At 71.8% G+C, this 22,108-nt stretch carries 23 protein-coding genes and 1 pseudogene; 14 read left to right on the top strand and 10 right to left on the bottom strand.

The window, feature by feature from the left end:
• Nucleotides 1-101 precede the first annotated feature (101 nt).
• Complete coding sequence (locus ACWCPW_RS19870; protein ID WP_449762885.1) at nt 102-551, bottom strand: MarR family winged helix-turn-helix transcriptional regulator; 450 nt, start codon at nt 549-551, stop codon at nt 102-104.
• 120 nt (nt 552-671) lie between these two features.
• Between ACWCPW_RS19870 and ACWCPW_RS19875 the strand changes: the two genes are divergently transcribed.
• Entirely contained in the window at nt 672-1,064 is a 393-nt protein-coding gene (locus tag ACWCPW_RS19875; RefSeq protein ID WP_449762886.1) for a nuclear transport factor 2 family protein, read from the top strand.
• Nucleotides 1,065-1,162: 98 nt separating this feature from the next.
• Nucleotides 1,163-1,927, top strand: a complete 765-nt coding sequence (locus ACWCPW_RS19880; RefSeq protein WP_449762887.1) for an SDR family NAD(P)-dependent oxidoreductase — start codon at nt 1,163-1,165, stop codon at nt 1,925-1,927.
• A gap of 66 nt (nt 1,928-1,993) precedes the next feature.
• Here ACWCPW_RS19880 and ACWCPW_RS19885 read toward each other — a convergent pair whose 3' ends face one another.
• A complete protein-coding gene (locus ACWCPW_RS19885; protein ID WP_449762888.1) occupies nt 1,994-2,698 on the bottom strand; it encodes a hypothetical protein in 705 nt (234 codons plus the stop codon).
• 331 nt (nt 2,699-3,029) lie between these two features.
• Here ACWCPW_RS19885 and ACWCPW_RS19890 point away from each other — a divergent pair, with 331 nt between their 5' ends.
• From ACWCPW_RS19890 to ACWCPW_RS19910, 5 genes are all read left to right on the top strand, one after another.
• Nucleotides 3,030-3,251, top strand: a complete 222-nt coding sequence (locus ACWCPW_RS19890) for a hypothetical protein (protein ID WP_026218929.1) — start codon at nt 3,030-3,032, stop codon at nt 3,249-3,251.
• A gap of 354 nt (nt 3,252-3,605) precedes the next feature.
• Nucleotides 3,606-5,420, top strand: a complete 1,815-nt coding sequence (leuA, locus tag ACWCPW_RS19895; protein WP_449762889.1) for a 2-isopropylmalate synthase — start codon at nt 3,606-3,608, stop codon at nt 5,418-5,420.
• Nucleotides 5,421-5,456: 36 nt separating this feature from the next.
• On the top strand, nt 5,457-6,149 hold the full coding sequence (locus ACWCPW_RS19900; protein ID WP_449762890.1) for a FadR/GntR family transcriptional regulator: 693 nt from the start codon (nt 5,457-5,459) through the stop codon (nt 6,147-6,149).
• 512 nt (nt 6,150-6,661) lie between these two features.
• Nucleotides 6,662-7,768, top strand: coding sequence for an LLM class flavin-dependent oxidoreductase (locus ACWCPW_RS19905; protein WP_449762891.1), 1,107 nt, complete (start codon nt 6,662-6,664; stop codon nt 7,766-7,768).
• 48 nt (nt 7,769-7,816) lie between these two features.
• Complete coding sequence (locus tag ACWCPW_RS19910; protein ID WP_449762892.1) at nt 7,817-8,461, top strand: FMN reductase; 645 nt, start codon at nt 7,817-7,819, stop codon at nt 8,459-8,461.
• Nucleotides 8,462-8,517: 56 nt separating this feature from the next.
• On the opposite strand, the gene ACWCPW_RS19915 is transcribed toward ACWCPW_RS19910, so the two are convergent.
• From ACWCPW_RS19915 to ACWCPW_RS19925, 3 genes are read right to left on the bottom strand one after another with little or no spacing between them, the layout of a single operon-like run.
• Nucleotides 8,518-9,306 carry an SDR family oxidoreductase gene (locus ACWCPW_RS19915; RefSeq protein ID WP_449762893.1) on the bottom strand — a complete coding sequence of 263 codons (789 nt, stop codon included), beginning with the start codon at nt 9,304-9,306 and terminating at the stop codon, nt 8,518-8,520.
• Complete coding sequence (locus tag ACWCPW_RS19920; RefSeq protein ID WP_449762894.1) at nt 9,303-10,058, bottom strand: SDR family oxidoreductase; 756 nt, start codon at nt 10,056-10,058, stop codon at nt 9,303-9,305. Before ACWCPW_RS19920 ends, ACWCPW_RS19915 begins: the two co-directional genes overlap by 4 nt.
• Entirely contained in the window at nt 10,055-11,281 is a 1,227-nt protein-coding gene (locus tag ACWCPW_RS19925) for an acyl-CoA dehydrogenase family protein (RefSeq protein WP_449762895.1), read from the bottom strand. The genes ACWCPW_RS19920 and ACWCPW_RS19925 overlap by 4 nt, the downstream gene beginning before the upstream one ends.
• A 146-nt stretch (nt 11,282-11,427) precedes the next feature.
• On the opposite strand from ACWCPW_RS19925, the gene ACWCPW_RS19930 reads away from it, so the two are divergent.
• Nucleotides 11,428-12,063, top strand: a complete 636-nt coding sequence (locus tag ACWCPW_RS19930) for a TetR/AcrR family transcriptional regulator (RefSeq protein ID WP_449762896.1) — start codon at nt 11,428-11,430, stop codon at nt 12,061-12,063.
• A 61-nt stretch (nt 12,064-12,124) separates the two neighbouring features.
• A complete protein-coding gene (locus ACWCPW_RS19935; protein WP_449762897.1) occupies nt 12,125-12,772 on the top strand; it encodes a GNAT family N-acetyltransferase in 648 nt (215 codons plus the stop codon).
• A gap of 147 nt (nt 12,773-12,919) precedes the next feature.
• Here ACWCPW_RS19935 and ACWCPW_RS19940 read toward each other — a convergent pair whose 3' ends face one another.
• Nucleotides 12,920-13,117: a DUF397 domain-containing protein gene (locus ACWCPW_RS19940; RefSeq protein ID WP_449762898.1), complete on the bottom strand. Its 198-nt coding sequence runs from the start codon at nt 13,115-13,117 to the stop codon at nt 12,920-12,922.
• Nucleotides 13,118-13,287: 170 nt separating this feature from the next.
• Between ACWCPW_RS19940 and ACWCPW_RS19945 the strand changes: the two genes are divergently transcribed.
• The 4 genes and pseudogenes from ACWCPW_RS19945 to ACWCPW_RS19960 form a co-directional block, all read left to right on the top strand.
• A complete protein-coding gene (locus ACWCPW_RS19945) occupies nt 13,288-14,505 on the top strand; it encodes a helix-turn-helix domain-containing protein (protein ID WP_449762899.1) in 1,218 nt (405 codons plus the stop codon).
• Nucleotides 14,506-15,157: 652 nt separating this feature from the next.
• Nucleotides 15,158-15,313, top strand: a complete 156-nt coding sequence (locus tag ACWCPW_RS19950) for a hypothetical protein (protein WP_449762900.1) — start codon at nt 15,158-15,160, stop codon at nt 15,311-15,313.
• Nucleotides 15,314-15,378: 65 nt separating this feature from the next.
• Nucleotides 15,379-15,504: a hypothetical protein gene (locus ACWCPW_RS19955; protein ID WP_449762901.1), complete on the top strand. Its 126-nt coding sequence runs from the start codon at nt 15,379-15,381 to the stop codon at nt 15,502-15,504.
• Between the two features lie 230 nt (nt 15,505-15,734).
• A pseudogene (locus tag ACWCPW_RS19960) lies at nt 15,735-16,088 on the top strand (methyltransferase domain-containing protein); the annotation flags it as partial.
• A gap of 587 nt (nt 16,089-16,675) precedes the next feature.
• Here the strand turns inward: ACWCPW_RS19960 and ACWCPW_RS19965 are convergent.
• The 4 genes from ACWCPW_RS19965 to ACWCPW_RS19980 all read right to left on the bottom strand — a co-directional run bounded on the left by ACWCPW_RS19965 (nt 16,676) and on the right by ACWCPW_RS19980 (nt 20,896).
• The gene (locus ACWCPW_RS19965) at nt 16,676-18,070 is read right to left on the bottom strand and encodes a WD40 repeat domain-containing protein (protein ID WP_449762902.1); all 1,395 of its coding nucleotides are present in this window, start codon (nt 18,068-18,070) and stop codon (nt 16,676-16,678) included.
• 156 nt (nt 18,071-18,226) lie between these two features.
• Nucleotides 18,227-19,240, bottom strand: a complete 1,014-nt coding sequence (locus tag ACWCPW_RS19970; RefSeq protein ID WP_449762903.1) for an NAD(P)/FAD-dependent oxidoreductase — start codon at nt 19,238-19,240, stop codon at nt 18,227-18,229.
• Nucleotides 19,237-19,755: an isoprenylcysteine carboxyl methyltransferase family protein gene (locus ACWCPW_RS19975; RefSeq protein WP_449762904.1), complete on the bottom strand. Its 519-nt coding sequence runs from the start codon at nt 19,753-19,755 to the stop codon at nt 19,237-19,239. Before ACWCPW_RS19975 ends, ACWCPW_RS19970 begins: the two co-directional genes overlap by 4 nt.
• A 7-nt stretch (nt 19,756-19,762) precedes the next feature.
• The gene (locus ACWCPW_RS19980; RefSeq protein WP_449763026.1) at nt 19,763-20,896 is read right to left on the bottom strand and encodes a type III polyketide synthase; all 1,134 of its coding nucleotides are present in this window, start codon (nt 20,894-20,896) and stop codon (nt 19,763-19,765) included.
• 92 nt (nt 20,897-20,988) lie between these two features.
• On the opposite strand from ACWCPW_RS19980, the gene ACWCPW_RS19985 reads away from it, so the two are divergent.
• Nucleotides 20,989-21,903: a UbiA family prenyltransferase gene (locus ACWCPW_RS19985; protein WP_449762905.1), complete on the top strand. Its 915-nt coding sequence runs from the start codon at nt 20,989-20,991 to the stop codon at nt 21,901-21,903.
• Nucleotides 21,904-22,108 lie beyond the last annotated feature (205 nt).

The following is a 22,108-nucleotide window of genomic DNA, read 5'->3' on the forward strand; positions in this document are numbered from 1 at the left end:
TGCGTGGTGCCGGTGAGTGGCGCCCGGTGAGCGGCGCCCGGGCGAGTGGCGCCGGGGCGAGTGGTGCCCGGGCGAGTCGGCCTATGCCTCGGTGGGCCGCGTCACGCCTCCGTGAACGGCCCGTCCTCGATGAATCGGCGCAGTCCGCGGGCGAACATCCGCGCCTCGTCGGCGGGCCAGTCCGCGAGCGAGGCCTCGATCCGGATCGCGAGCCGCTCGCGCAGTTCCTCGACGCGGGCGGTGCCCGCGTCGGTCAGTGCGAGCAGTACGGCCCGGCGGTCCTCCGGGTCGGGCTCGCGGCGGACCAGCCCGGCCGCCTCCAGGCGGGACGCGCGGCGGCTGACGCCGGACCGGTCGAGGCCGATCTCGCCGGCCAGGTCCGCCGCGCTGCGCGGCCCGGTTCGGGCCAGCCCGCTGAGCACGGGATACGTCACCTCGTCCACGGCCGGCCCCAGGCCCTCGGTCAGTCGCGCGTACAGGTTCGCGCGCGTGCCGCGCCGGAGCAGCAGACCCAGCGCGTCCGCGACCTCGTGTCCCACCACGTGTTCCATGGCCTCAGATTAGCGTGCGTCGCGCACGCTTATGGGCTATGGTCAAAAGCGTGCGCCAAGCACGCATTTCTTTCGCGTGGGTCGTCCCGCGCGGACCGCCCGGATCGGAGTCGCGACGCCATGAACCGAACCGCAATCGTCCCCGCCCTCACCGACCTCCTGTTCCGCCCGGAGCTGGACCTCGACACCGCGGTCGACCGGCACTTCACGCCGGAGTACCGCCAGCGCACCGACGGCGTCTGGTCGGACCGGGCCGGCTTCGTCGAACACATCGCGCACCTGCGCTCGGTCGTGGCCGGCGGCCGGGTGCGCCTGCACGAGGAGTTGTTCGACGGGTCGCGCTACGCCGATCGGCACACCGTCGAGGTGCGCAAGGCGGGCGGCGCGACCGTGGTGATGGAGGTGTACGTGTTCGGCGAGTTCGCGCCGGACGGCCGATTCCTTCGGATCGAGGAGACCACGCTGATGCTCGCCGGATCGGAGGCCGATCAGGGTCTGGGGTCGGCCCGGTGATGCTTCTGTAGCGATCGCTATCAAATCTGGGGTACGGTACTGCCCGACAGGATTTGTAGCGATCGCTAAAGAAGCGATCGCAGACGAAAGGCGCCACCATGCACACGCTCACCGCCAAGTCCGCGCTGGTCACCGGTGCGAGCAGGGGGATCGGCCGCGCCATCGCCGAGCGGCTGGCCGCGGACGGGGCGCTGGTCGCGGTGCACTACGGCCGGGACGAGGCCGCCGCGAAGGAGGTGGTCGCGGCGATCGGGGCGGCCGGCGGGCGGGCCTTCGCGGTGCGCGCCGAACTCGGCGTACCGGGCGACGTGGACACGCTCTTGGACGGACTGCGGGCCGGCTGGGCCGAGTTCGGCGTCGAGGGGCTGGACATCCTGGTGCACAACGCGGGCATCGGCTCGACCGGGCCGATCGAGGCGGAGACCGAGGCCGGCTACGACCGGGTGTTCGCGGTCAACACCCGGGCGCCGTTCTTCCTCACCCGCGCGGCGCTGCCCGTACTGCGCGACGGCGGCCGGATCGTCACCGTCACCTCCGGTGCGACCCGGATCGCCTTCCCCGAGGCGATCGCGTACGCGATGACCAAGGGCGCCCTGGACGCGTTCACACTCGCCCTGGCCAAGCACCTGGGCCCGCGCGGGATCACGGTCAACAACGTCGCCCCCGGCATCGTCGACACCGACGTCAACGCGGGCTGGCTGCGCGGGAATCCGGCGGCCCAGGCACAGGCGGCGGGCCGCGCGGCACTGGGCCGGGTCGGGCAACCCGCCGACATCGCCGACGCGGTCGCGTTCCTGGCCTCCGACGACGCCCGCTGGGTCACCGGCACCACGATCGACGCCACCGGCGGGTCGGACCTGTAGGGGTGAGTCTTCCGTCCCCGCCGGGATCCGGGTCGGCGGCGCCCACCCGGGCGGGCGGGAGTGCCGCTACAGCTCCCGCGTCACGTCCAGCGGGGCGCACGAGAGCGTGCCGCGCGCGTCGGGTGCGGCGATCCAACTGTCCGTGCTCACGAAGTCCCGCCCCCGCTGCCGCGCCTCGCGGGCCGGCGTCGGGTCGTCCCAGGTCACCGCCAGCGGCTCGTGCTCGACGTCCCACTTGGCGCCGCCGAGGGCGCGGTCGTCCGCGGAGGTCGCCTCCACGTGGGTGAGCCGACCGGCGTCCGTACGCAACACCCCCGCGTGCCACAGCGTCACGCCCGCCTCGGTGCGCACGATCGCCGGCGGCGTGCTCAGCGTCAGGCCGGTGCCGTCGTGCCGGTCCGAGTCGAAGCGCAGCACCAGGCGGCGCGGGATGGTCGGCAGCACCACGTCCAGCACCAGATCGCCGTCCGGGACGGGGCCGAACACGCAGGAGGTGAACCGGATCGGCCCGGCCGACAACGTCGTGGCCAGCGCCGAGTGGGCGAACCGGTCGCCCGAGCGGGTCACCGACACCCCGTACTGCCCGAACAGCGGCGGCGCGGGCGGGCGCGGGCCGGTGGGACGGGCCAAGGTCTCCATGCCGATGCCGGTGTACAGGCCGGCCGGCGTGCGCAGGATGCCGCTGTGGAAGACCCGTACCTCGTCGTGCTCGAGCAGGATCTCGGGCGGCCTGACCAGCTCGATGTCCACCGGGGCAGTGCTGTCGCTCATGCCGCCGACCCTATCGGCGGGCCGGGGTCGGTACGGCGGCCCGGACCGGTGCGAGGCCGGGTGCGAGGTCGGGTGCGGCAGGCGTCGGCGATGCGTTCGGGCTTCGCCCGATCGGCCCAATCGGGTTTACCGGGGCGTTGTTCGCATACGGTGCGAGAACGCGATCCCGGTCGGATCCCGCGTGACCTGCGGCAGGGTTGGCCGTGCGGCATTTCGGTCGGGTTCTACGGGATTCGAACCGCCATATCGTGGGGACACTTTCCGGTTACGGCTTCGCCTATACCGCCCCCGAACGCCCCGCGCGTCACCCGACAGGCGCATACTGGTGGGGATGACGACGTCAGCCGTGACCCGGCGCATTCTGCCCACCAGTCCCTTCAATGTCCCGGTCGCTCCCATCATCGAGGATTTCGAACTCGGTGCACGAGTGACGCACGATCAGTACGGACTCGGTCGGATCGTCGGTGTCGAAGAGGACATCGCGGTCACTGTCGATTTCGGGTCGCGTCAGGAGCGGATCTGCCGTCCCTACGCGAAGCTGAGCAATCTCTGAACATCCCGACTCCACGCGGTCGGTACAAGGAGGCGCCCCCGGGTAACCGGGTCGGCGCCTCCTCTCGTCGGGGCGCGGGCGCGCACGTGTTCTCGTTGGGGCGCATGCGCATGCGCATGCGCGTTCGGGCACGGCGCCCGGGCATGTCCCGGCCGCTGCGCCCGGGCCCGCCTTCGGCGCCGGCCACTGTCGAAAGAGACATCAGGTTGTCAGACAAGTTGTGCTAGCGTCCTCGCCATGAAGCTGCGCGTCCTCCTTCTCGGCCGCCGCGGCGGGGTCTGATCCGACCGGCACCCCGCCGCGGGGTTCGGTGCCGCCGGTCGACCATTTCGACCGCGAGGACGATTCCGCACCATGAGCGAAGACGACTTCCCGACCCTGCGCACCCCCGCCGGCCCCATCCCCGAGGGCCGGCCGCACTGGAACCGGCAGCGCCCGAGCGCGATGCCGCACCACCGCTACCGCCCGGCGCACGAGCGGGTCCGGGTCGGGATCGACCCGAACGCGCGGACCTGGCCCACCCGGCGGATCGAACAGGCCCCGCTGTGGGTGCCGGTGGACCTGCGGGACGGCAATCAGGCGCTGGCCGAGCCGATGGACCCGGCACGCAAGCGGCGGATGTTCGACCTGCTGGTGGCGATGGGCTTCAAGGAGATCGAGGTCGGCTACCCGTCGGCCAGCCGCGCCGACTACGACTTCGTCCGACACCTGGCCGAGAGCGACGCGGTCCCGGACGACGTGACCATCGTGGTCTTCACCGCCGCCCGGACCGACCTGATCGAACGCACCCACCAATCCATCGAGGGACTCGCGCACGCCGTGGTGCACATGTACACCGCGACCGCGCCGACCTGGCGCGAGGTCGTCCTCGGACACGACCGGGCCGCGCTGCACGGCCTGATCCTGGCCGGCGCGAAGGACGTCGCGCGTGGCGCGGACGCGCGGCCGAACGCGGACATCCGGTTCGAGTTCTCGCCCGAGGTGTTCAACCTGACCGAGCCCGACTACGTCCTGGAGGTGTGCGACAGCGTCACCGAGCTGTGGGACGCGAGCCCGGACCGGCCGGTGATCCACAACCTGCCGGCCACGGTCGAGATCGTCACGCCGAACGTGTACGCCGACCAGATCGAGTACATGCACCGCCATCTCGCCCGCCGGGACGCGGTGATCCTGTCCGTGCACCCGCACAACGATCGCGGTACCGGCGTCGCCTGCGCGGAACTGGCGCTGCTGGCGGGCGCGCAGCGGATCGAGGGCTGCCTGTTCGGCAACGGCGAGCGGACCGGCAACGTGGACCTGGTCACGCTCGCGCTGAACCTGCACACGCAGGGTGTGGATCCGATGATCGACTTCTCCGACATCGACGAGATCCGGCGCACCGTCGAGTACGCGAACCGGATCGACGTGCACGCCCGCCACCCCTACGGCGGCGACCTGGTGTACACCGCCTTCTCCGGCACCCACCAGGACGCGATCAAGAAGGGCTTCGCGCGGCACGCCCGACAGGCCGAGGAGCTGGGCCTGCCCGCGGACCGCGCGCCGTGGGACGTGCCGTACCTGCCGATCGACCCGGCCGACGTGGGTCGCGACTACGAGGCGGTGATCCGGGTCAACAGCCAGTCCGGCAAGGGCGGCATCGCCTACCTGATGCAGAGCGCGCACGGCCTGGACCTGCCGCGCCGGCTCCAGATCGAGTTCTCCCGGGTGGTCCAGGAGGCCACCGACGACAGCGGCGAGGAGATCACCTCGGTCGAGCTGGGCGAGCTGTTCCGGCGCGAGTACCTGGACCGGCGCTCGCCGGTGGACGTGAGCGGATGGCGGGCCGAGGAGGCCGGACCGGGGCGGCAGGTGTTCACCGGGACGCTCACCGATTCGGCGGGCGGGCGCTCGGTGGTCGGCGAGGGGAACGGACCGCTGTCCGCGCTGACGTCGGCGTTCGGCGCGGCCGGGATCCGGGTCGAGATCCTGGACTACGTCGAGCACTCGATCGGCGCGGGGGGCGACCGGCAGGCGGCGTCGTACGTGGAGTGCCGGGTGGACGGGGTCACCCGGTGGGGCGTCGGGATCGACACCTCGATCCTGGCCGCCTCGGTGCACGCGACCGTGTCGGCGGTGAATCGGGCCCGCCCGGGGGAGCGGGAGGGGAGGATCGGTGTGTCGGCGGGCTAGGATTCATCAGACAACCTGAGATGTGAGGGTGACACGATGACGTTCGGCCCCCTGCGCCGCAGTCCGCTGGTCGGCCAGGCGGCCGAACGGCTTCGTGATCGGATCGCCGCGGGGCACTGGCCGGTGGGCACCAAGCTGCCCGGCGAGGTGGCGCTCGGCAAGGAACTGGGCATCGGCCGCTCGACCGTGCGCGAGGCGATCCGCGCGCTGGCGGGAGCGGGGCTGGTCGAGTCCCGGCAGGGGTCCGGCGTCTTCGTGATCGCCGCCGAGCCGGTCGAGGACCTGACCACGCGGCTGCGTCGGGCCTCGGCGGCCGAGGTGTACGAGGTGCGCAACCTGATCGAGGTGCGGGCCGCGATGTTGGCCGCGGAGCGGCGCACCGACGAGGACCTCGCGGCGCTGGAGGCTGGGTTGGCCGCGCGGGCCGCCGCGCTCGGGGACGACGAGGCGTACATCGACGCGGACATCGCGTTCCACGCGAGCATCGTCGCGGCGGCGCACAACGACGTGCTGACCGACCTGTTCGCGGTGTTCCAGGTGACCATGCGCCCGGGCCTGCTCGACCTGCTCGCGGTGATGGACGAAAAGGGCCTGCGCACCGCCTCGGCGGACCCGGGCGCCGACGCACACGCGGCGATGGTCGCCGCGATCCGATCCGGCGACGCCGCGACGGCAGGCCGCGTCACCGAGGCGGAACTCGCGGTAAGCCTCCGCATCCTGCGCGACTGACCCCACGGGCCCTTGTGGGAGACAGCCCGCGAGGGGTGCGGGGGCGTGGCGGCGGCGTGGCGGGGCGGCGTGGCGGGGCGCGGGCGGCTGCGTTGAGGCAGTGCCCGGTCCGTGCGCGGGGATGCATGCCCCGTCCCGGCGCCGCCTCGCTTGGCCTCCGGCTCTGCCTCGCCCTGGCCTCCGGGGCGGGGATGCATGCCCGCTACGCGGTCACGGTGGGGCCGTCCGCTGCGCGCTCGGGACGCACGTCCGCTACGCGCCCGCACGGCATGGTGCCCTGTCCCGGCGCCGCCTCGCCTGGCCTCCGGCTCCGCCTCGATCCGGCCCCGCCCCTCTGTCCGGGCTGCCCCGACCCGGCCCGGCTCCGTCCCGACCCGGCCCCGACCGCCCCGACCCGCCCCGGGCCCGTCCCGCCCGCCCCGACCCGGCCCGGCCTTGGTTGGGAATAGGGGGCGGAGTATCTTGCTTTGAGGGGATGATTGAGAGTTCAACTACCTGAGAGAGTGGTCATCGTGCAGTTCGGGATCTTCACCGTCGGAGACGTCACCGTCGACCCCACCACCGGCCGGGAGCCCACCGAGCACGAGCGGATCAAGGCCATGGTGGCGATCGCGCTCAAGGCCGAGGAGGTCGGGCTGGATGTGTTCGCGACCGGGGAGCACCACAACCCGCCGTTCGTGCCCTCGTCGCCGACCACGATGCTCGGCTACATCGCGGCGCGTACCGAGCGGATCATTCTCTCCACCTCGACCACGTTGATCACCACGAACGACCCGGTGAAGATCGCCGAGGACTACGCGATGCTCCAGCACCTGGCCGACGGCCGGGTGGACCTGATGATGGGCCGGGGCAACACCGGGCCGGTGTACCCGTGGTTCGGCCAGGACATCCGCCAGGGCATCCCGCTGGCGATCGAGAACTACGCGCTCCTGCACGAGCTGTGGCGCAACGACGTGGTCGACTGGGAGGGCCGCTTCCGTACGCCGCTCCAGGGCTTCACCTCGACACCGCGACCGCTGGACGGCGTCCCGCCGTTCGTGTGGCACGGCTCGATCCGCAGCCCCGAGATCGCCGAGCAGGCCGCCTACTATGGCGACGGGTTCTTCGCCAACAACATCTTCTGGCCCCGGGACCACTTCGTGCGGCTGATCAACCTCTACCGCGACCGCTTCGAGCACTACGGGCACGGCACCCGCGAGCAGGCCGTCGTCGGCGTCGGCGGACAGGTGTTCATGCGCAGGAACTCGCAGGACGCGGTACGCGAGTTCCGGCCCTACTTCGACAACGCGCCGGTGTACGGCCACGGTCCGTCGCTGGAGGAGTTCACCGACCAGACGCCGCTGACCGTGGGCAGCCCGCAGGAGGTCATCGACAAGACGCTGACCTTCCGCGACTCGTTCGGCGACTACCAGCGCCAGCTGTTCCTGATGGACCACGCCGGCCTGCCGCTGAAGACCGTGCTGGAGCAGCTCGACCTGCTCGGCGAAGAGGTGATCCCGGTGCTGCGCGAGGAGTTCGCGGCCCGGCGCGGGACGAACGTACCGGCCGGCCCGACGCACGCGGCGCTGGTCGCCCGACGGGACGCGGCGGCGGCGAACGAGGCCGCGCCCGTGCTCTGACCGCCGAACACCCACCCGTACCGCCGCAGGGAAAGGAAGAAACCCGCCATGCCGCAACCGCTCAAGCTCGTGGTCGTCTCGGCCGGACTGGGCAAGCCCTCGTCCACCCGCCTGCTCGGCGACCGGCTCGCCGAGGCCACACGCCGGCAGTCGGCCGATCGAGGCGTCGAGGCGGACGTCCGCGTGGTCGAACTGCGCGACGTCGCGGTGGACATCGCGCACAACCTGGTCACCGGCTTCCCGCCGCCGGGCCTGCGCGCCGCGATCGAGACGGTCACCGGCGCGGACGCCCTGATCGCGGTCACGCCGATCTTCACCGCCTCCTACAGCGGGCTGTTCAAGTCGTTCTTCGACGTGCTGGACAACACCGCGCTGACCGGAAAACCGGTACTGATCGCGGCGACCGGCGGTACCGCGCGGCACTCGCTGGCCCTGGAGCACGCGCTGCGCCCGATGTTCGCGTACCTGCGGGCCACCGTCGTGCCGACCTCGGTGTACGCGGCGACCGACGACTGGGGCGCGGCGGCCGGTGCCGGCGACGACCTGTCCGCGCGGATCGCCCGCGCCGGCGGCGAACTCGCCGACCTCGCGGCGGGATTGCCCGGGCGCGCGACCGGGGGCGCCTCCGACAACGACCCGATCGACGAAGTGGTGCCGTTCGCGCAGCAGTTGGCCGCGCTGCGCCGAGGATGAACGCATCGGCCCGGGGCGGCGTGGCGACGTGGCGCCGCCGTCCCGGGCCCGTGTGGTCAGCCGTCCTTCGCCACCTCCAGGCGGGCCTGGAGCTTGCGCATGCCGGCCAGCCAGCGGTCCGGGTCGGCGGCCCGGCCCGCGTACATCCGGGCCACCTCGGGGTGCGGCAGGATCAGGAAGGGGGCGCCGGCGGCGACCGCCCCGGCGACCACGTCGGCGACCTCCGCCGGCTCGATCGCGCCGTCGTCCAGGATCAGCCGGGCGGCCTCGCCGGTCGCGCCGAGCAGCGCCGTGCGCACGCCCAGCGGGCAGACCGCCTGGACCGTGACGCCCTTGGCGCCGTAGGTGATCGCCATCCACTCGGCGAACGCGTAGGCGGCGTGCTTGGTCACCGAGTACGCCGACGCGTCCAGCATCGTCAGCAGGCCGGCGGCGGAGACCGTGGTGACCAGGTGGCCTCGGCCCCGGGCCAGCCAGGCCGGGGTGAGCAACCGCGCGGCGCGTACGTGCGCCATCACGTTGACGTCCCACGAGCGGTCCCAGGCCGCCTCCGAGGCGTCCAGGCCCATGCCCTCGCCGATGCCGGCGTTGGCGCAGTAGACGTCGATCTCGCCGCCGAGTGCCTTGCGGGAACCTGCGATCAGCGCCGCGACGCCCTCCTCGCCGGCCGCGTCGCCGGGCAGCGCGATGCCGTCGATCTCGGCGGCGACCGCGTGGCACGCGTCCGCGTCCAGGTCGTTGACCACCACGCGGGCGCCGTCGGCGGTGAAGCGGCGGGCCAGGGCCGCGCCGATCCCGGCACCGGAACCGGTGATCACCACCCCGGCACCGGCGAGCGCGGTCATCCGACACCGCCGGACAGGCTCACGCCGCCGTCGACCAGCAGCGTCTGGCCGGTGATCCAGCTCGCCTGCTCGGACAGCAGGAACGCCACCGCGCCGGCCACGTCCTCGGGCACGCCGAGCCGGCCCATCGGGTAGGCCGCCGCGACCTCTTCCTCGCGGCCCTCGTACAGCGCGGTCGCGAAGACCGTCTTGACCACCGCCGGCGCCACCGCGTTCACCCGCACCCGCGGGCCGAGTTCGCTCGCGAGCTGGGCGGTCAGATGGGTCAGCGCGGCCTTGCTGACGCCGTAGAAGCCGATCCCGTGCGCGGGTCGCGCGCCGGCGAGCGAGGAGACGTTGACGATCGCGCCGCCGTGCTCGCCCAGCCACGCCTTGTGCACCCGCTGCGTCCACGCGAGCGCGGCGAGCAGGTTGACCTCCAGGATCTTGCGCCCGGCGTCCAGGTCCAGCTCCACCAGCGGGCCGTACACCGGATTGATGCCGGCGTTGTTGACCAGCATGTCGATCCGGCCGAACGCCTCCAGGGTCGCGGTCACCGCGGCGTCCTGGTGGACCGGGTCGTGCGCCTTGCCCGCGACGCCGATCGCGTGCTCGGGACCGCCGAGCGAGGCGACCACCTCGGCCAGCGTGTCCGCGCCGCGCGCGGTCACGCAGACCCGGTCGCCGCGCGCGACCAGGGCCTGGGCGATACCCAGGCCGATGCCTCGGCTCGCACCGGTGACGATGGCTACGGGACGGGACGAGTCGCTCACTGGGCGGCCGCCTCTCGGTAGGACTTGAGCTCGCGGTGGGCGAGCGAACGACGGTGTACCTCGTCCGGCCCGTCGGCCAGGCGCAGCGTGCGCGCGTGCGTCCACAGCGACGCGAGCACGAAGTCCTGGGACAGGCCGCCCGCGCCGTGCGCCTGGATGGCCTTGTCCAGGATCCACTCGACGGTGAGCGGCGTGGCGATCTTGATCGACTGGATCTCGCGGTGCGCGCCGCGGTTGCCGACGGTGTCCATCAGCCACGCGGTCTTGAGGACGAGCAGCCGCAACTGCTCGATCCGCACCCGGGATTCGGCGATCCACTCCTGGATCACGCCCTGGTCGGCGAGCGGCCCGCCGAACGCCTCGCGGGCGATCACCCGGCGACACATCAGTTCCAGCCCGCGCTCGGCCATCCCGATCAGCCGCATGCAGTGGTGGATCCGGCCGGGGCCGAGCCGGGCCTGCGCGATGGCGAAGCCGTCGCCTGCGTTGCCGACCAGGTTCGCGGCGGGCACCCGTACGTTGTCGAAGACCACCTCGGCATGGCCGCCGTGCGGACCGTCGGTGTAGCCGAAGACGTGCATGCCGCGGCGGATGTGCACACCCGGGGTGTCGCGCGGCACCAGGATCATGCTCTGCCGGCGGTGGCGCGGCGCGTCCGGGTCGGTCTTGCCCATCACGACCAGGATCTCGCAGGTGGGCGCCATCGCCCCGGAGGACCACCACTTGCGGCCGTCGACCACATACTCGTCGCCGTCGCGGACGATGCTCGTGGTGATGTTGGTGGCGTCGGAGGAGGCGACGTCGGGCTCGGTCATACAGAACGCCGAGCGGATGGTGCCCTCCAACAGCGGCTTCAGCCATCGCTCCTGCTGCTGCGGTGTGCCGAAGTCGTGCAGCAGTTCCATGTTGCCGGTGTCGGGCGCGGCGCAGTTGAGCGCCTCGGGGCCCAGGTGCGGGCTGCGGCCGGCGATCTCGGCCAGCGGCGCGTACTGGAGGTTGGTCAGGCCCGCGCCCTCGGCGCCCGGCAGGAACAGGTTCCACAGGCCGCGCTTGCGGGCCTCGACCTTGAGCTCCTCGATCACCGGCGGCCGACCCCACGGATCGGCGCCCGGATCGGCCACCTGCTCGGTGAACACGGCTTCGGCGGGGTACACGTGCTCGGTCATGAACGCGAGCAGTCGCTCACGCAGTTCCTCGGTCCGTGCGTCGTAGCTGAAGTCCACCGGCGCCTTCCTCTCCCTGGTCGCAGACGGCGCGGACGTTCCGTGGCCGTAGGGTGCGCGAGACGTGCCGTGCGCGAATTACGGTACCGACCGGTCGGTATCTTGGCTAGGGTGGCGTCGAACGCTCCCCCGAAAGGTTGGACATCATGGCGGCAAGAGGTCGTGGAAACGCGGCACCGGTTCTGTCCGAGGCCGACGAGACACCCCTGCCCCAGCGGCTGCTCCGGATCGCCTCGCGGATGTTCGCCGAGCGCGGCTTCGAGAGCACCTCGGTCCAGGAGATCGTGGCCGCCGCCGGGGTCACCAAGGGGGCGATGTACCACTACTACGCGTCCAAGGACGACCTCCTGGTGGAGATCTACCACCGCATGCTCGCGATGCAGACCGAGCGGCTGAACACCATCGCGGACGGCCCCGAGCCGGTCGTGGACCGGCTGCGCGAGGCGGCGGCGGACGTGGTGGTCACCACGCTGGGCAACATCGACGACGCGGTGGTCTACTTCCGCTCGATGCACCTGCTCGCGCCGGACAAGCGCAACGAGATCCGGGCCGAGCGGCGGCGCTACCACGAGCGCTTCCGCTCGCTGATCGAGCAGGGCCAGCGCGAGGGCCTGCTGCGCGCGGACGTGTCGGCCGACATCGCCACGCACAACTTCTTCGGCGGCGTGCACCACCTGAACAGCTGGTACCAGCTCGACGGGCCGATGTCGCCGCGCGAGGTCGGCGACGTGTTCGCGGACCTGCTGCTGCACGGGCTGGCGCCGACGGCGCAGACGCGGTAGCGGGCGGTCGCGGCGGCGGAATTCGCTCGCGTGGGGTGGGGTGTCGCGTCGAGAATCGACCATGCTCACTGATCATTGGCCGGTCTTCGGCCTACGGATGACCACGCCTCGACTGGAACTGCGGCCGGCGAGCCAGGACGACCTGGTGGCGCTGGTCGAGCTCGCCGAACTCGGCGTGCACGCACCCGACTTCATGCCGTTCAGTACGCCGTGGACGCGCGCGCCGCATCCGGCGCGGGCCCGGAACGCGCTCAAGTTCTACTGGGGTTCGTGGGCGAACTGGCGACCGGAGGAGTGGAAGCTGCTGCTCGCCGTCGTGCACGAGGGTCGGGTGATCGGCCTCCAGGACTGCGGCGCAACGGACTTCGCCCGCCGACGCGAGATCGCCTCGGGCTCCTGGCTGGGCCTGGCCCACCAGGGCCACGGGTTCGGTACGGAGATGCGGGCCGCGATGCTGGAGTTGGCCTTCGCCGGCCTCGGCGCCGAGTGGGCGATCTCCTCGGCGCTCCTGGACAACGCACCCTCGCTGGCGGTCTCCCGACGCCTCGGCTACGCCGACGACGGCGTCGAGATCCTCCCCGCCGACGAGAACGGCCCCCCGCGCCCGGCCCGCCGCCTGCGTCTGACCCGAGAAGCCTGGCAAGAACACCGCACGATCGAGACCGAGATCGAGGGCTTGGACACGTGCCGCGAGATGTTCGGGACCTGAGGGGAGGGGGCGGCAGGGCGTCGGAGGGTCGAGCCCCGGAGCGTCCCGCCCCGGTCTCTCGCCACAGGTCCGCAGTTCGCCTCGGCAGCCACAGTCAGGTGTGGGGGCGGCAGCCTCGGCAGGAACACGGGGCCGGCAGGGGTCGAGTCAGTTCCGGGGGGCGTCGGTCAGTGCGGTCCATGGCGTTGCGCCGATGAGGAGTTGGCCTATGTTCGGGTCCTTCGAGTCGCGTATCGGGACGAGGCCCGGGAGATCATCGCGGACCTCGACGCAGTTGCCTTGATCCCCGTTGCTGTATGTGCTCTTGCGCCACAAGCTGACGTCTGTGTTCTGGATTCCTTGCATGATTGCAACTCCTTGATGGTCGCCTGGATCATCGCTGCCGACTCTTTCGGGGAAAGGGCAGAGGCGCGCGTAGCCGATCGTATGACGTGAGCCGTTGGTCGGTTCCCACGATTCCCGGCCGGTCTGCGCCGTACCGTGGGTGCAGCGCCTACCTTGCCGGGAGCCTGACCATGCAAGACAGCATCGGGGATCGCATCGCGCGGCTGCGTCTGCGGAGGGAGCACACTCAGGAGTCGCTCGCCGCCGCTGCGGGGGTCTCCGTCGATGTCGTTCGCAAGCTGGAGCAGAACCAGCGACTCACGGCCCGGCTCTCCACGCTCAACGCGCTCGCGAGCGCGCTCGACGTGGAAACGTCGGTCCTGATCGGGCAGCCGACCACGTTCGAGGGCGCGGCGCATCAGGATCCGCTACCGAGCCTGTTGGCGCTCCGGCGGGCCGTGACTCCGGTCTCCGAGTTGATCGAAGACGAAATGGCGGTCGCCGACGGGGAATCGCCGTCCGTGCTTGATCTCCGGGCGTCGCTGAGGTCGACGGAGGTGATCCGGCGTGAAGGGAAGTTGTCGGAGATCGCCGCCGTCTTGCCGCGACTCATCGCGGATGCGCGCTCTGCGACGCGCGAACACTCCGGAGTCGATCGTGCCGCCTCGTTCGCCATCCTGGCGGAGGCGTATCAGGTCGCGGCCACGACTCTGGCCGCGTTCGGCAAGGAGGACGCGGCGTACACGGCGATGGAGCGGGCCAGGAGCGCAGCCGGGCACTCCGATGATGCCCGGCTCGAAGTCATCGGCATGTCGACGCTGTCCTGGATCTTCAGCAAGCAGGGGCGGATAGACGACGCGCAACGGGTGGCCGAGGCAACTGCGGAGAAGATCGAGCCGTCGTGGACGAAGACACCGCCGATCGACGTCGCCCTGTGGGGCATCCTGCTCCTACGCGCAGCCTCGGCCGCCGTCCGCGCGGAGCGCAAGGACACCGCCGCCGAACTCCTGCGTCTCGCCAATGCCGCCGCCGCCCGGATCGGCGCCGACCGCATCGACTATGCCACCCCGTTCGGACCCACCAACGCGGGTGTCGCCACGGTGAACGCCTTCGTCGAAATGGACCGCCCCGAACAGGCATTGGCCGAAGCACGGCGGATCACCGACCTGAACAGCCTCCCGCCCACGTGGCAGGCGCGCTACTACGTGGACCGCGCCTTGGCCCACATCGACCTCGCCAACGACGACCGGGCAACCCGCGCCATCCTCAAGGCCGAACACACCGCCCCCGAGTGGATGCGCTACCACGCCACATCCCGCCGAGTCGTCACGGACCTGGTCTCGCGCGAGCGCCGCAGATCGACCCCACTCCTCGCCCTCGCCGACCGCTTGCAGATCGGCCCCGGCTAGGACGCAACGTCCTACCCCGCCGACAAAGTGGCCCATGGCGTCCCTGGTTCCCATTGATCGTCGCTTCTACGTTCACAGGAACACCAATCAGCCCGAACAATTCGGGAGTTCTTGTGACAGATCGAATCGGATGGACTCAACGCGGTTCTCATCGCGACCAGCTCGATGAGCAACTGCGGTGGCCGTCCCCGGAACGGGCAGGCGGACGGGACCCCGAGGCTCCTTCGTTCACTCCGACCCCGCCCCTGGCGCCGTCTCGGCGCGCGCGGTTGCGTCCGCGTCGGTCGTGGTGGAGCCAACGGGTGTCGGTGCGGTTCCGCGCGCTGTGCTCGGGTGGGCGGAACGTGCGATGACTACGCGGCAGCGGGTTTCGGGGAGCACGCAGGAGGATCTCGACCGGGGGCTCGCGTTCTTCGAGCGCTATCGGCACGCGTGGTGTCGCGACGCCTATTCGGGGCGCGAGGGTGTGCTTATGGACGTGCGGGGGCGACAGGTTCATCTGCGCTTGCGTAGTGGTATCGAATTTGTGTGTCAGGTACGGGACTTGGTCGTTCTTCGGCCGCCTTCGCCGATTCTGTATCGAGGCGTGAGATACGTCGGCGGGGAAGACGCGACGCTTCGGCCGGACGGCACGCTTATGGAGTTGTGCGCCGTGGACAGGGGCATGTTGGCGACCCTGCAGCCGCCGGTCGGGCCCGAGTGGTTCGCGTTGTTGTCCGACCTGGAGCGAGTCGGTTGCCCGTTGGGTGCGGTGGCCGATTGGCCGGAACCTCCGTTCCTGCTCGACGAGGAGGAGAAGGAGCGATGACGGCGATACCTACGCCTCCACCGACTGGCATCGGCTCGACACAGAACAATTCGAGAGGCAAGACGATGGGGAACCATGCCAAGGACGACAAGGACGGCGACGCCAAGACCCCCCAGCGGCAGCGGGATGGGCAGTGGGACAGGCCCGTGCCGCCGAAGGACAAGGACCGCGACACGGAGAAGGACAAGTGAGCACCTTGGTCGACTGGGACGCCGTTTTCGCGGACACGCCCCGGAGCTCGTATGTCCCGGCGGTGGTGTGGGGGAGTGACGACGCCCTGATCGACCGCGACACCGACCCCGAAGCGTGGGCGGAAGCCGTCGCGGCCGACATCCCGCTTGTCACCCAGATGGATGACGGTATGCCGGGCGGGAGCCTGATTCCGACCTCGTCGGCGTCGCAACCCTCCCTCGTGCGGCACATGCTCGAACAACTCGACGTCGAACCGGATCACGACGTCCTCGAAATCGGTACCGGCACCGGGTGGTCCACCGCGCTGTTGGCGACCGCGCTCACCGCCGGCCGGGTGACCTCGATCGAGGTGGATCCACTCGTGGCGATCCAGGCGCAGGAGTCCCTGCGCGGCTGCGGCTCGGAACCGACCCTGATCGTCGGCGACGGGTTGCACGGCTACAAGGAAGGCGCACCCTACGACCGGATTGCCGCCACCATGGCGGTACAACGCGTGCCGTACGCCTGGGTGGAGCAGGTCCGGCCCGGAGGGGTGATCCTCACGCCGTGGGGCACGGCCTTCCACAACTCCGGGCTCCTGCGCCTGGTCGTCGCGGCCGATGGCACGGCCTCGGGCCGATTCGTGGGCAACGTCAACTTCATGTGGGCCCGGTCGCAGCGCCCGAGGTTCGAGGCCCGGCGCTTCGTGGGCGATGTGATCGCCGACCCGAGCGCGGGCAGGGTCCGCCACACGACGACGGATCCGCGACCCCTTCAGGAGGAGCACGCGGATTTCGCGATCGGGCTTCGGCTGCCCGATGTCGAGCAGCGCACGTTCTTCGGGAGGGGAGCGCACGCCGGGGAGTTCACCACGTGGTACGCCGACGGGCAGTCCTGGGCATCCGTCGACTACGTACCGGACGCCCACTCGTTCGAGGTGAACGAGGGCGGGCCGCGCGACCTGTGGCGGGAGATCGAGGACGCCTACGCGGCGTGGCGTGCGCGGGGTGAACCCCCGCGAGGAGCACGGCGTCACGGTGACGGGCGACGGCCGGCGGGTGTGGCACGACGGGCCGCGTGGTCGCGTGAACTGCGGGCCGTCGAGCCCCGGGAAGGCTCCGTAGAAGATGGAGGAACGGCCCCGTCCCTCGAAGCCGCACGGCGTCGGGGCCGTTCCGATCCCGGTGTCGGCTACGGTGCGGCGGTCGGGTCCATCCCGAAGACGACGATTCGGGTGGCGCCGCGGAAGCTGCGGTCGCCGAGGGGTTCCTCCGCGGCGACCAGCCATCGCCCGTCGGGAGACCAGGCGATCGCGCCGACCCAGGTGGACAGTTGACGGCCCATGATGATCTTCCTGTCGGCCGTCCGCCACACGCACAGTTCGTGCGGTCGCTCCCCGTTCGGCACCAGGTAGGACAGCTTCCGGCTGAAGCTGCCGATCGCGAGGTAGCTGCCGTCGGGATTCGACGCGATCTCGAACAGGCGCTCCGAGGCGTCCGTGACCTTGTCGACGACCTCACCCGTCGCCGGGTCGACTGTGTAGAGGTTCTGCTGCGCTCCCAGGAACAGCCGGGAACCGTCCCCGGAGAACGCCGTGCACTGGATCGGGTCCCAGCGACCGGCGTGCGATATCCGCCGATGCGGCGACCGCTCCGTGGGGTGGAGGTCGTAGCCCCCCTCGTCCCCGCCGTTGGGCACGATCCGGTAGACGCCGTCGTGCGAACGCATGTGCCCCGCCTGGAAGGGGGCCTCGACCTCCGCCCGGTCGTTCAGGTCGAAGGCCCATTGCGGTTGGACCTTGACGTCTTTGCGCGGGCCGTAGTCCTTGACCGTGAGCACGTGCTCGCCCGGCACCCACATCATCATCGGCACCGACCATCGACCTTCCGCCCGGGTGTGCACGACCTCGCTCCAGTCGGTGGTGTCGTACACCCAGATCCGGCGCTGGTCGCTACAGGCGGCGAGGTACCTGCCGTCGTCGGAGAACTCCAGGTGGGTCACATGGTCGTGGGTGAGGTCTCCGGTGGCCGCGTCGAACGGGGCCCACGCGCGGGCCGGGTGCGCCAGGTCCGGGAGGTGTGGCGCGTCGTCGTCCGTCCAGGTGTCGGCGTTGAGCGGGAACATCGTCGTGCCCCACGCGTCGCCCACACGAAGCGGCTCCAGCCAGCGCCGATCCGTGACCCGGACGTCGTACTCGAAGCGCACCAGCAGGTCCTCGTCCTGCCACCCACCGGCGCGCGGGTAGCAGAAGTCCCGCAGCCGCCGCCATTGCGGGGCGGTGGGCGGATGGTTGTCCGTGGCGACCCGCTCGATCCCGGAGACGAATCGGCGCGCGTTGGCCTCGACCCAGGCGTGATCCAGGATGGTGTCGAGGTCCACCAGCTCGCTCAACGGGCCCTTCCGGCCGGCACCGGCGTAGTCGGACGCCGCTTCCCACAGCAGGTGGAGGAAGAAGCCGAGGTCGTCGGGCACGGCCGGGTACGTGCGGGTCCCCGTGTCGTAATGGACCACGAAGACCTCCACGCCGAAACGGAGCTGCTCCGCATCGATACGGAGCACGCGGACGCCGTACAGGTCGGTGGACATATCGCGGTTTCCCCCGGCGATCAGGTGACAGGACCCGCCGGATGTTGCCACAGGCTCCGGACAGCGGGGGCGATCCCTGCCGGAGTGCGCTCCGTTGGGCGCGATCGTGCGATGCGGTCCCCGGTCCCTGCGGTCCCGGCATCCCCGCATCCCGGACTACGCCAACGCGTTGACGATCGTGCCGAATACCCGCGGCAGGCGGTGGGCCGCGGGGACGATCAGGCGGGCCGTGTGCGGGTGGGAGCGGGCGGTGAGGAGGGATTCGGTGAGCAGGCGGTGGCGGCGGGAGAGGCGGCGCCAGTCGGATTCGTAGCGTTCGGGGCTGCCCGCGACAAGCGCGGCGACCAGGGCTCGGGCCGAGGCCAGGGCCAGCGCGACGCCCTCGCCGGTGAGCGCGTCGGTGTAGCCGGCCGCGTCGCCGACGAGCAGGACGCGGCCCGCGACCCGGGTGCGGACCCGGCGGCGCAATGGCCCCGCGCCGCGCACCTCGCCGCCCGCCGCGCCCGCCAACCGATCCCGCAACGCCGGGAACGCGGCGAGGTGCTCGTCGTAGGACCGACCGCGCGGCCCCAGCACCGCGACGCCGACCAGGTCCGGGCCCACCGGCGTCACGTACGCCTCGCCGCGCGGCGACCAGTGCACCTCGACGAAGTCGGTCCACGGCGCGACCGCGAAGTGCCGGCGCAGCCCGTACCGCCGGGCCCGGCGATCCGGTGTCGCGGGCCCCAGGGAGGCCCGGATCGGTGAGTGCAGGCCGTCCGCGGCCACCAGCCAGTGCGCGCTCAGCCCGGCCGCGGTCACCCCGTGCGCGTCCTGCCGCACGTCGGCGACCCGCCCGACCCTGTGTTCCACCCCCAGCGCCAGCGCCCGTTCGTACAGCGCGGCGTGCAGCGTGGTCCGCCGTACGCCCAGTCCCGGTCCCTCCCGAAATCTCGCCTGCACCGCGTGCCGGGCGTCCAGGTACCGGATCCCGGCCAACGGCCGCCCCGCGGGCGTGATCCCCAGCCGGGCCAGCGCGGCCACGCCCGTCGGCATCAGTCCCTCGCCGCACGCCTTGTCCACCGGCGCCGGTCGCGGCTCCACCACCACCACGCGCAGCCCCGCGAGCGCGCCGTGGATCGCGGTGGCCAGACCGGCCGGCCCACCGCCCGCGACGAGCAGGTCGATCACGCGGTCGCCGCCGACAGCGCGGTCGACTCGCAGCGGATCCGGACCGCCATCAGCGCGGCGTTGAACCCGGTGAACGCGAGCGCGGTGATCCACGCGCCGTGCACGAGCGGCAGCGCCAGGCCCTCGACCGCGACCGCGACATAGTTGGGGTGCGGCAACCAGGGCAGCCGGTACGGCCCGGTGCGCACCAGCGGAAGTCCCGGGACCACCACGACCTGGGTGTTCCAGCGCGGCCCCAGCGCCGTGATGCACCACCAGCGCAACGCCTGCGCGGCGAGCACGAGGGCGAGCATCGACCAGCCGAACCAGGGCACGAAGGGTCGATCGCCCAGCCCTACTTCCAGGACGCACGCCACCAGCAGGCCGACGTGCAGCACGACCATCGGCAGGTAGTGCCCCTGTCCGCTGACCACGCCGCCCCGGGCCAGGCTCCAGGCCAGGTTTCGCCGGGAGACCACCAACTCGGCGACACGTTCGAGGGCGACCAGACCCACCAGGGCGAAATACCAGTACATCCGCGACCTACCACTCCACCAGGACGAGCTCGGAGCAGAACCCCGGGCCCATCGCGATCATCAGGCCCGGCGTCCCGGGATCCGGCCCGGCGGCCATCGTGTCGCGCAGCACGTGCAGTACCGAGGTCGACGACAGGTTCCCGGTCGAGGCCAGCGAACGCCACGTCAGGTCCAGGGCGCCGGCCGGGAGTTCGAGCGTCTCGGCGACCGCCTCCAGCACCTTCGGGCCGCCCGGGTGGCACACCCACGCGGTGATGTCGGCCGGGGTCAGGTCGTGTTCGGCGAGGAAGGTCCGCACGTCGCCGCCCAGATACTCGCGGACCACGTCGGGGACGTCCGAGCCGAGCACGATCCGAAACCCGGAGCCGCCCACGTCCCAGCCCATCACCCGGGCCGAGTCCGGATACATGCGACTGCGACTGGAGACCACCCGCGGTCCGTGCCCGGGCCCGGTCCGCGCGTCGCCGCAGGCGATCACCGCGGCCGCGCCGTCGCCGAACAGCGCGCCGGCGACGAGGTTGGCGATCGAGGCGTCGTCGCGCTGGAGGGTGAGCGAGCACAGCTCGACCGAGACCAGCGCGGCGACGTGCTCGGGCCACCCGCGCAGGTAGTCGTGCAGCCGGGCGATCCCGGCGGCGCCCGCCACGCAGCCGAGGCCGAACACCGGCAGCCGCTTGATGTCGGCGCGCAGGCCGAGCCGGCCGACCAGGCGCGCGTCGATCGAGGGCACCGCGAGACCGGTCACCGTGGTGAACACGATCAGGTCCAGGTCGCGCGCGCTGAGCCCGGCGGCGCCGAGCGCGGACTCGACCGCCTCGGCCGCGAGCTCCACCGCGACGTCGAGGTAGGCGTCGTTGGCGGCGCCGAAGTCGTCGAGCTTGGCGTAGTGGTCCAGCGGCAGCGCCAGATGGCGGGTGTGCACCCGGGCGCTCGCGTGCAGCCGATCCAGGACGCGGCGATCGGCGCCGGCGGGCAGGCACATCGCCGCGAACGCCTCGGTGATCTCGGCTTGCGGGTATCGGTGCGGCGGCAGTGCGCCACGGACGGCTGCGATGCGGGTCATGGCGTATCCCCGGCTGGATGAGGAGCGAAGACGCTGGGCGGCGAACGGAACCGGTGGCGGGCGGGAACGCTGGAACAGTGCCCAGCGGGAACACCGAACCCACGTCGTTTGCCCGCGCTCGTCGCCCGCATGCGCCGGACGGACGCCTGCCACCCGGAGAGGACACCCACGTGAGTGAAGCCGCCACGCCGAGCGGAGCCACCCCGCACACCCCCGCACACCCCGGCGGGCGTCCCGCCGAACACGCGCCCGTGCTCGGCCTCCTGCTCGCCTGCCACCTCGGCCCGACGCTCGCCGTCACCGCCTTGACCACCGCGCTCGCCGTCGCGGCCGGCCGTGACGCCAAGGGCTGCGCGCTCGTCGGCGCGGCGGTGCTCAGCGGGCAGTTGTCGGTCGGCTGGTGCAACGACGCGGTGGACGCGGACCGCGATCGGGCCGCCGGGCGCACCGGCAAGCCGGTGGTCGCCGACCTGGTCGGGGCCGATCGGGTGGCGCTGGCCGCCCGATCCGCGCTCGTGGCGTGTGTGCCGCTGTCCTACGCGTCGGGGCCGGCGGCGGGCACCGCGCATCTGGTCGGGGTGGGCGCCGCGTGGGCGTACGACCTCGGGGTCAAGGGCACCGTCGGGTCCTGGGTGCCCTACGCGGTGGGCTTCGCGAGCCTGCCCGCGTTCGTCGCGTTCGGGCTGCCCGGGCGGCCCGCGCCCGCGTGGGGGGTCGTCGCCGCCGCCGCGCTGCTGGGCTGCGGCGCGCATCTGGCGGACGCGCTGCCGGACCTGGGTACCGACCACGCGGGCGGCGTACGCGGCCTACCGCACCGGCTCGGCCCCGCCGGGATCCGCGCGCTCACCCCGCTGCCGCTGCTCGGCGCCACCGCGCTGCTCGCGTACGGCCGGCCGGACCGGGCCGGCCGGCTCGCGCTGGCCGCTGCCGGCGTACTGGCCGCCGCGGGCGCGCTGCTCGGCGGCCGGCGCCCCGCGGTTCCGTTCGCCGGTGCGATCGCCGTCGCCGCCATCGACGTGACGCTCCTGCTGCGCCGGGGCACCGGCATCACCCGAGCCGGCTCACGCCTCGTTCGGCGAGCATGACGCCAATGCGCGTAGACCCCGGCCGGCCAGAGCCGTTTCGGTATGCCCTGGAAAATCGCCCGATGGGATGAAATGTCCGCATCGCTGCTTGACATTCTGTCAAATTGGATCTTCGTAATTAACAATCTGTCCCATTGTCCCGTACAGAGCACCAGGAAATCATTCATGCCCATAGCTCGATCCCGGATTCGCCCAAACCGCCCGC

Source organism: Embleya sp. NPDC001921, from assembly GCF_053594475.1.

Bases quoted from the DNA above. Each gene is read 5' to 3' on its own strand.
- ACWCPW_RS19870 (WP_449762885.1), bottom strand. From the start codon at position 551: ATGGAACACGTGGTGGGACACGAGGTCGCGGACGCGCTGGGTCTGCTG.
- ACWCPW_RS19875 (WP_449762886.1), top strand. From the start codon at position 672: ATGAACCGAACCGCAATCGTCCCCGCCCTCACCGACCTCCTGTTCCGC.
- ACWCPW_RS19880 (WP_449762887.1), top strand. From the start codon at position 1,163: ATGCACACGCTCACCGCCAAGTCCGCGCTGGTCACCGGTGCGAGCAGG.
- ACWCPW_RS19885 (WP_449762888.1), bottom strand. From the start codon at position 2,698: ATGAGCGACAGCACTGCCCCGGTGGACATCGAGCTGGTCAGGCCGCCC.
- ACWCPW_RS19890 (WP_026218929.1), top strand. From the start codon at position 3,030: ATGACGACGTCAGCCGTGACCCGGCGCATTCTGCCCACCAGTCCCTTC.
- leuA (WP_449762889.1), top strand. From the start codon at position 3,606: ATGAGCGAAGACGACTTCCCGACCCTGCGCACCCCCGCCGGCCCCATC.
- ACWCPW_RS19900 (WP_449762890.1), top strand. From the start codon at position 5,457: ATGACGTTCGGCCCCCTGCGCCGCAGTCCGCTGGTCGGCCAGGCGGCC.
- ACWCPW_RS19910 (WP_449762892.1), top strand. From the start codon at position 7,817: ATGCCGCAACCGCTCAAGCTCGTGGTCGTCTCGGCCGGACTGGGCAAG.
- ACWCPW_RS19915 (WP_449762893.1), bottom strand. From the start codon at position 9,306: ATGACCGCGCTCGCCGGTGCCGGGGTGGTGATCACCGGTTCCGGTGCC.
- ACWCPW_RS19930 (WP_449762896.1), top strand. From the start codon at position 11,428: ATGGCGGCAAGAGGTCGTGGAAACGCGGCACCGGTTCTGTCCGAGGCC.
- ACWCPW_RS19935 (WP_449762897.1), top strand. From the start codon at position 12,125: ATGCTCACTGATCATTGGCCGGTCTTCGGCCTACGGATGACCACGCCT.
- ACWCPW_RS19940 (WP_449762898.1), bottom strand. From the start codon at position 13,117: ATGCAAGGAATCCAGAACACAGACGTCAGCTTGTGGCGCAAGAGCACA.
- ACWCPW_RS19945 (WP_449762899.1), top strand. From the start codon at position 13,288: ATGCAAGACAGCATCGGGGATCGCATCGCGCGGCTGCGTCTGCGGAGG.
- ACWCPW_RS19955 (WP_449762901.1), top strand. From the start codon at position 15,379: ATGGGGAACCATGCCAAGGACGACAAGGACGGCGACGCCAAGACCCCC.
- ACWCPW_RS19965 (WP_449762902.1), bottom strand. From the start codon at position 18,070: ATGTCCACCGACCTGTACGGCGTCCGCGTGCTCCGTATCGATGCGGAG.
- ACWCPW_RS19975 (WP_449762904.1), bottom strand. From the start codon at position 19,755: ATGTACTGGTATTTCGCCCTGGTGGGTCTGGTCGCCCTCGAACGTGTC.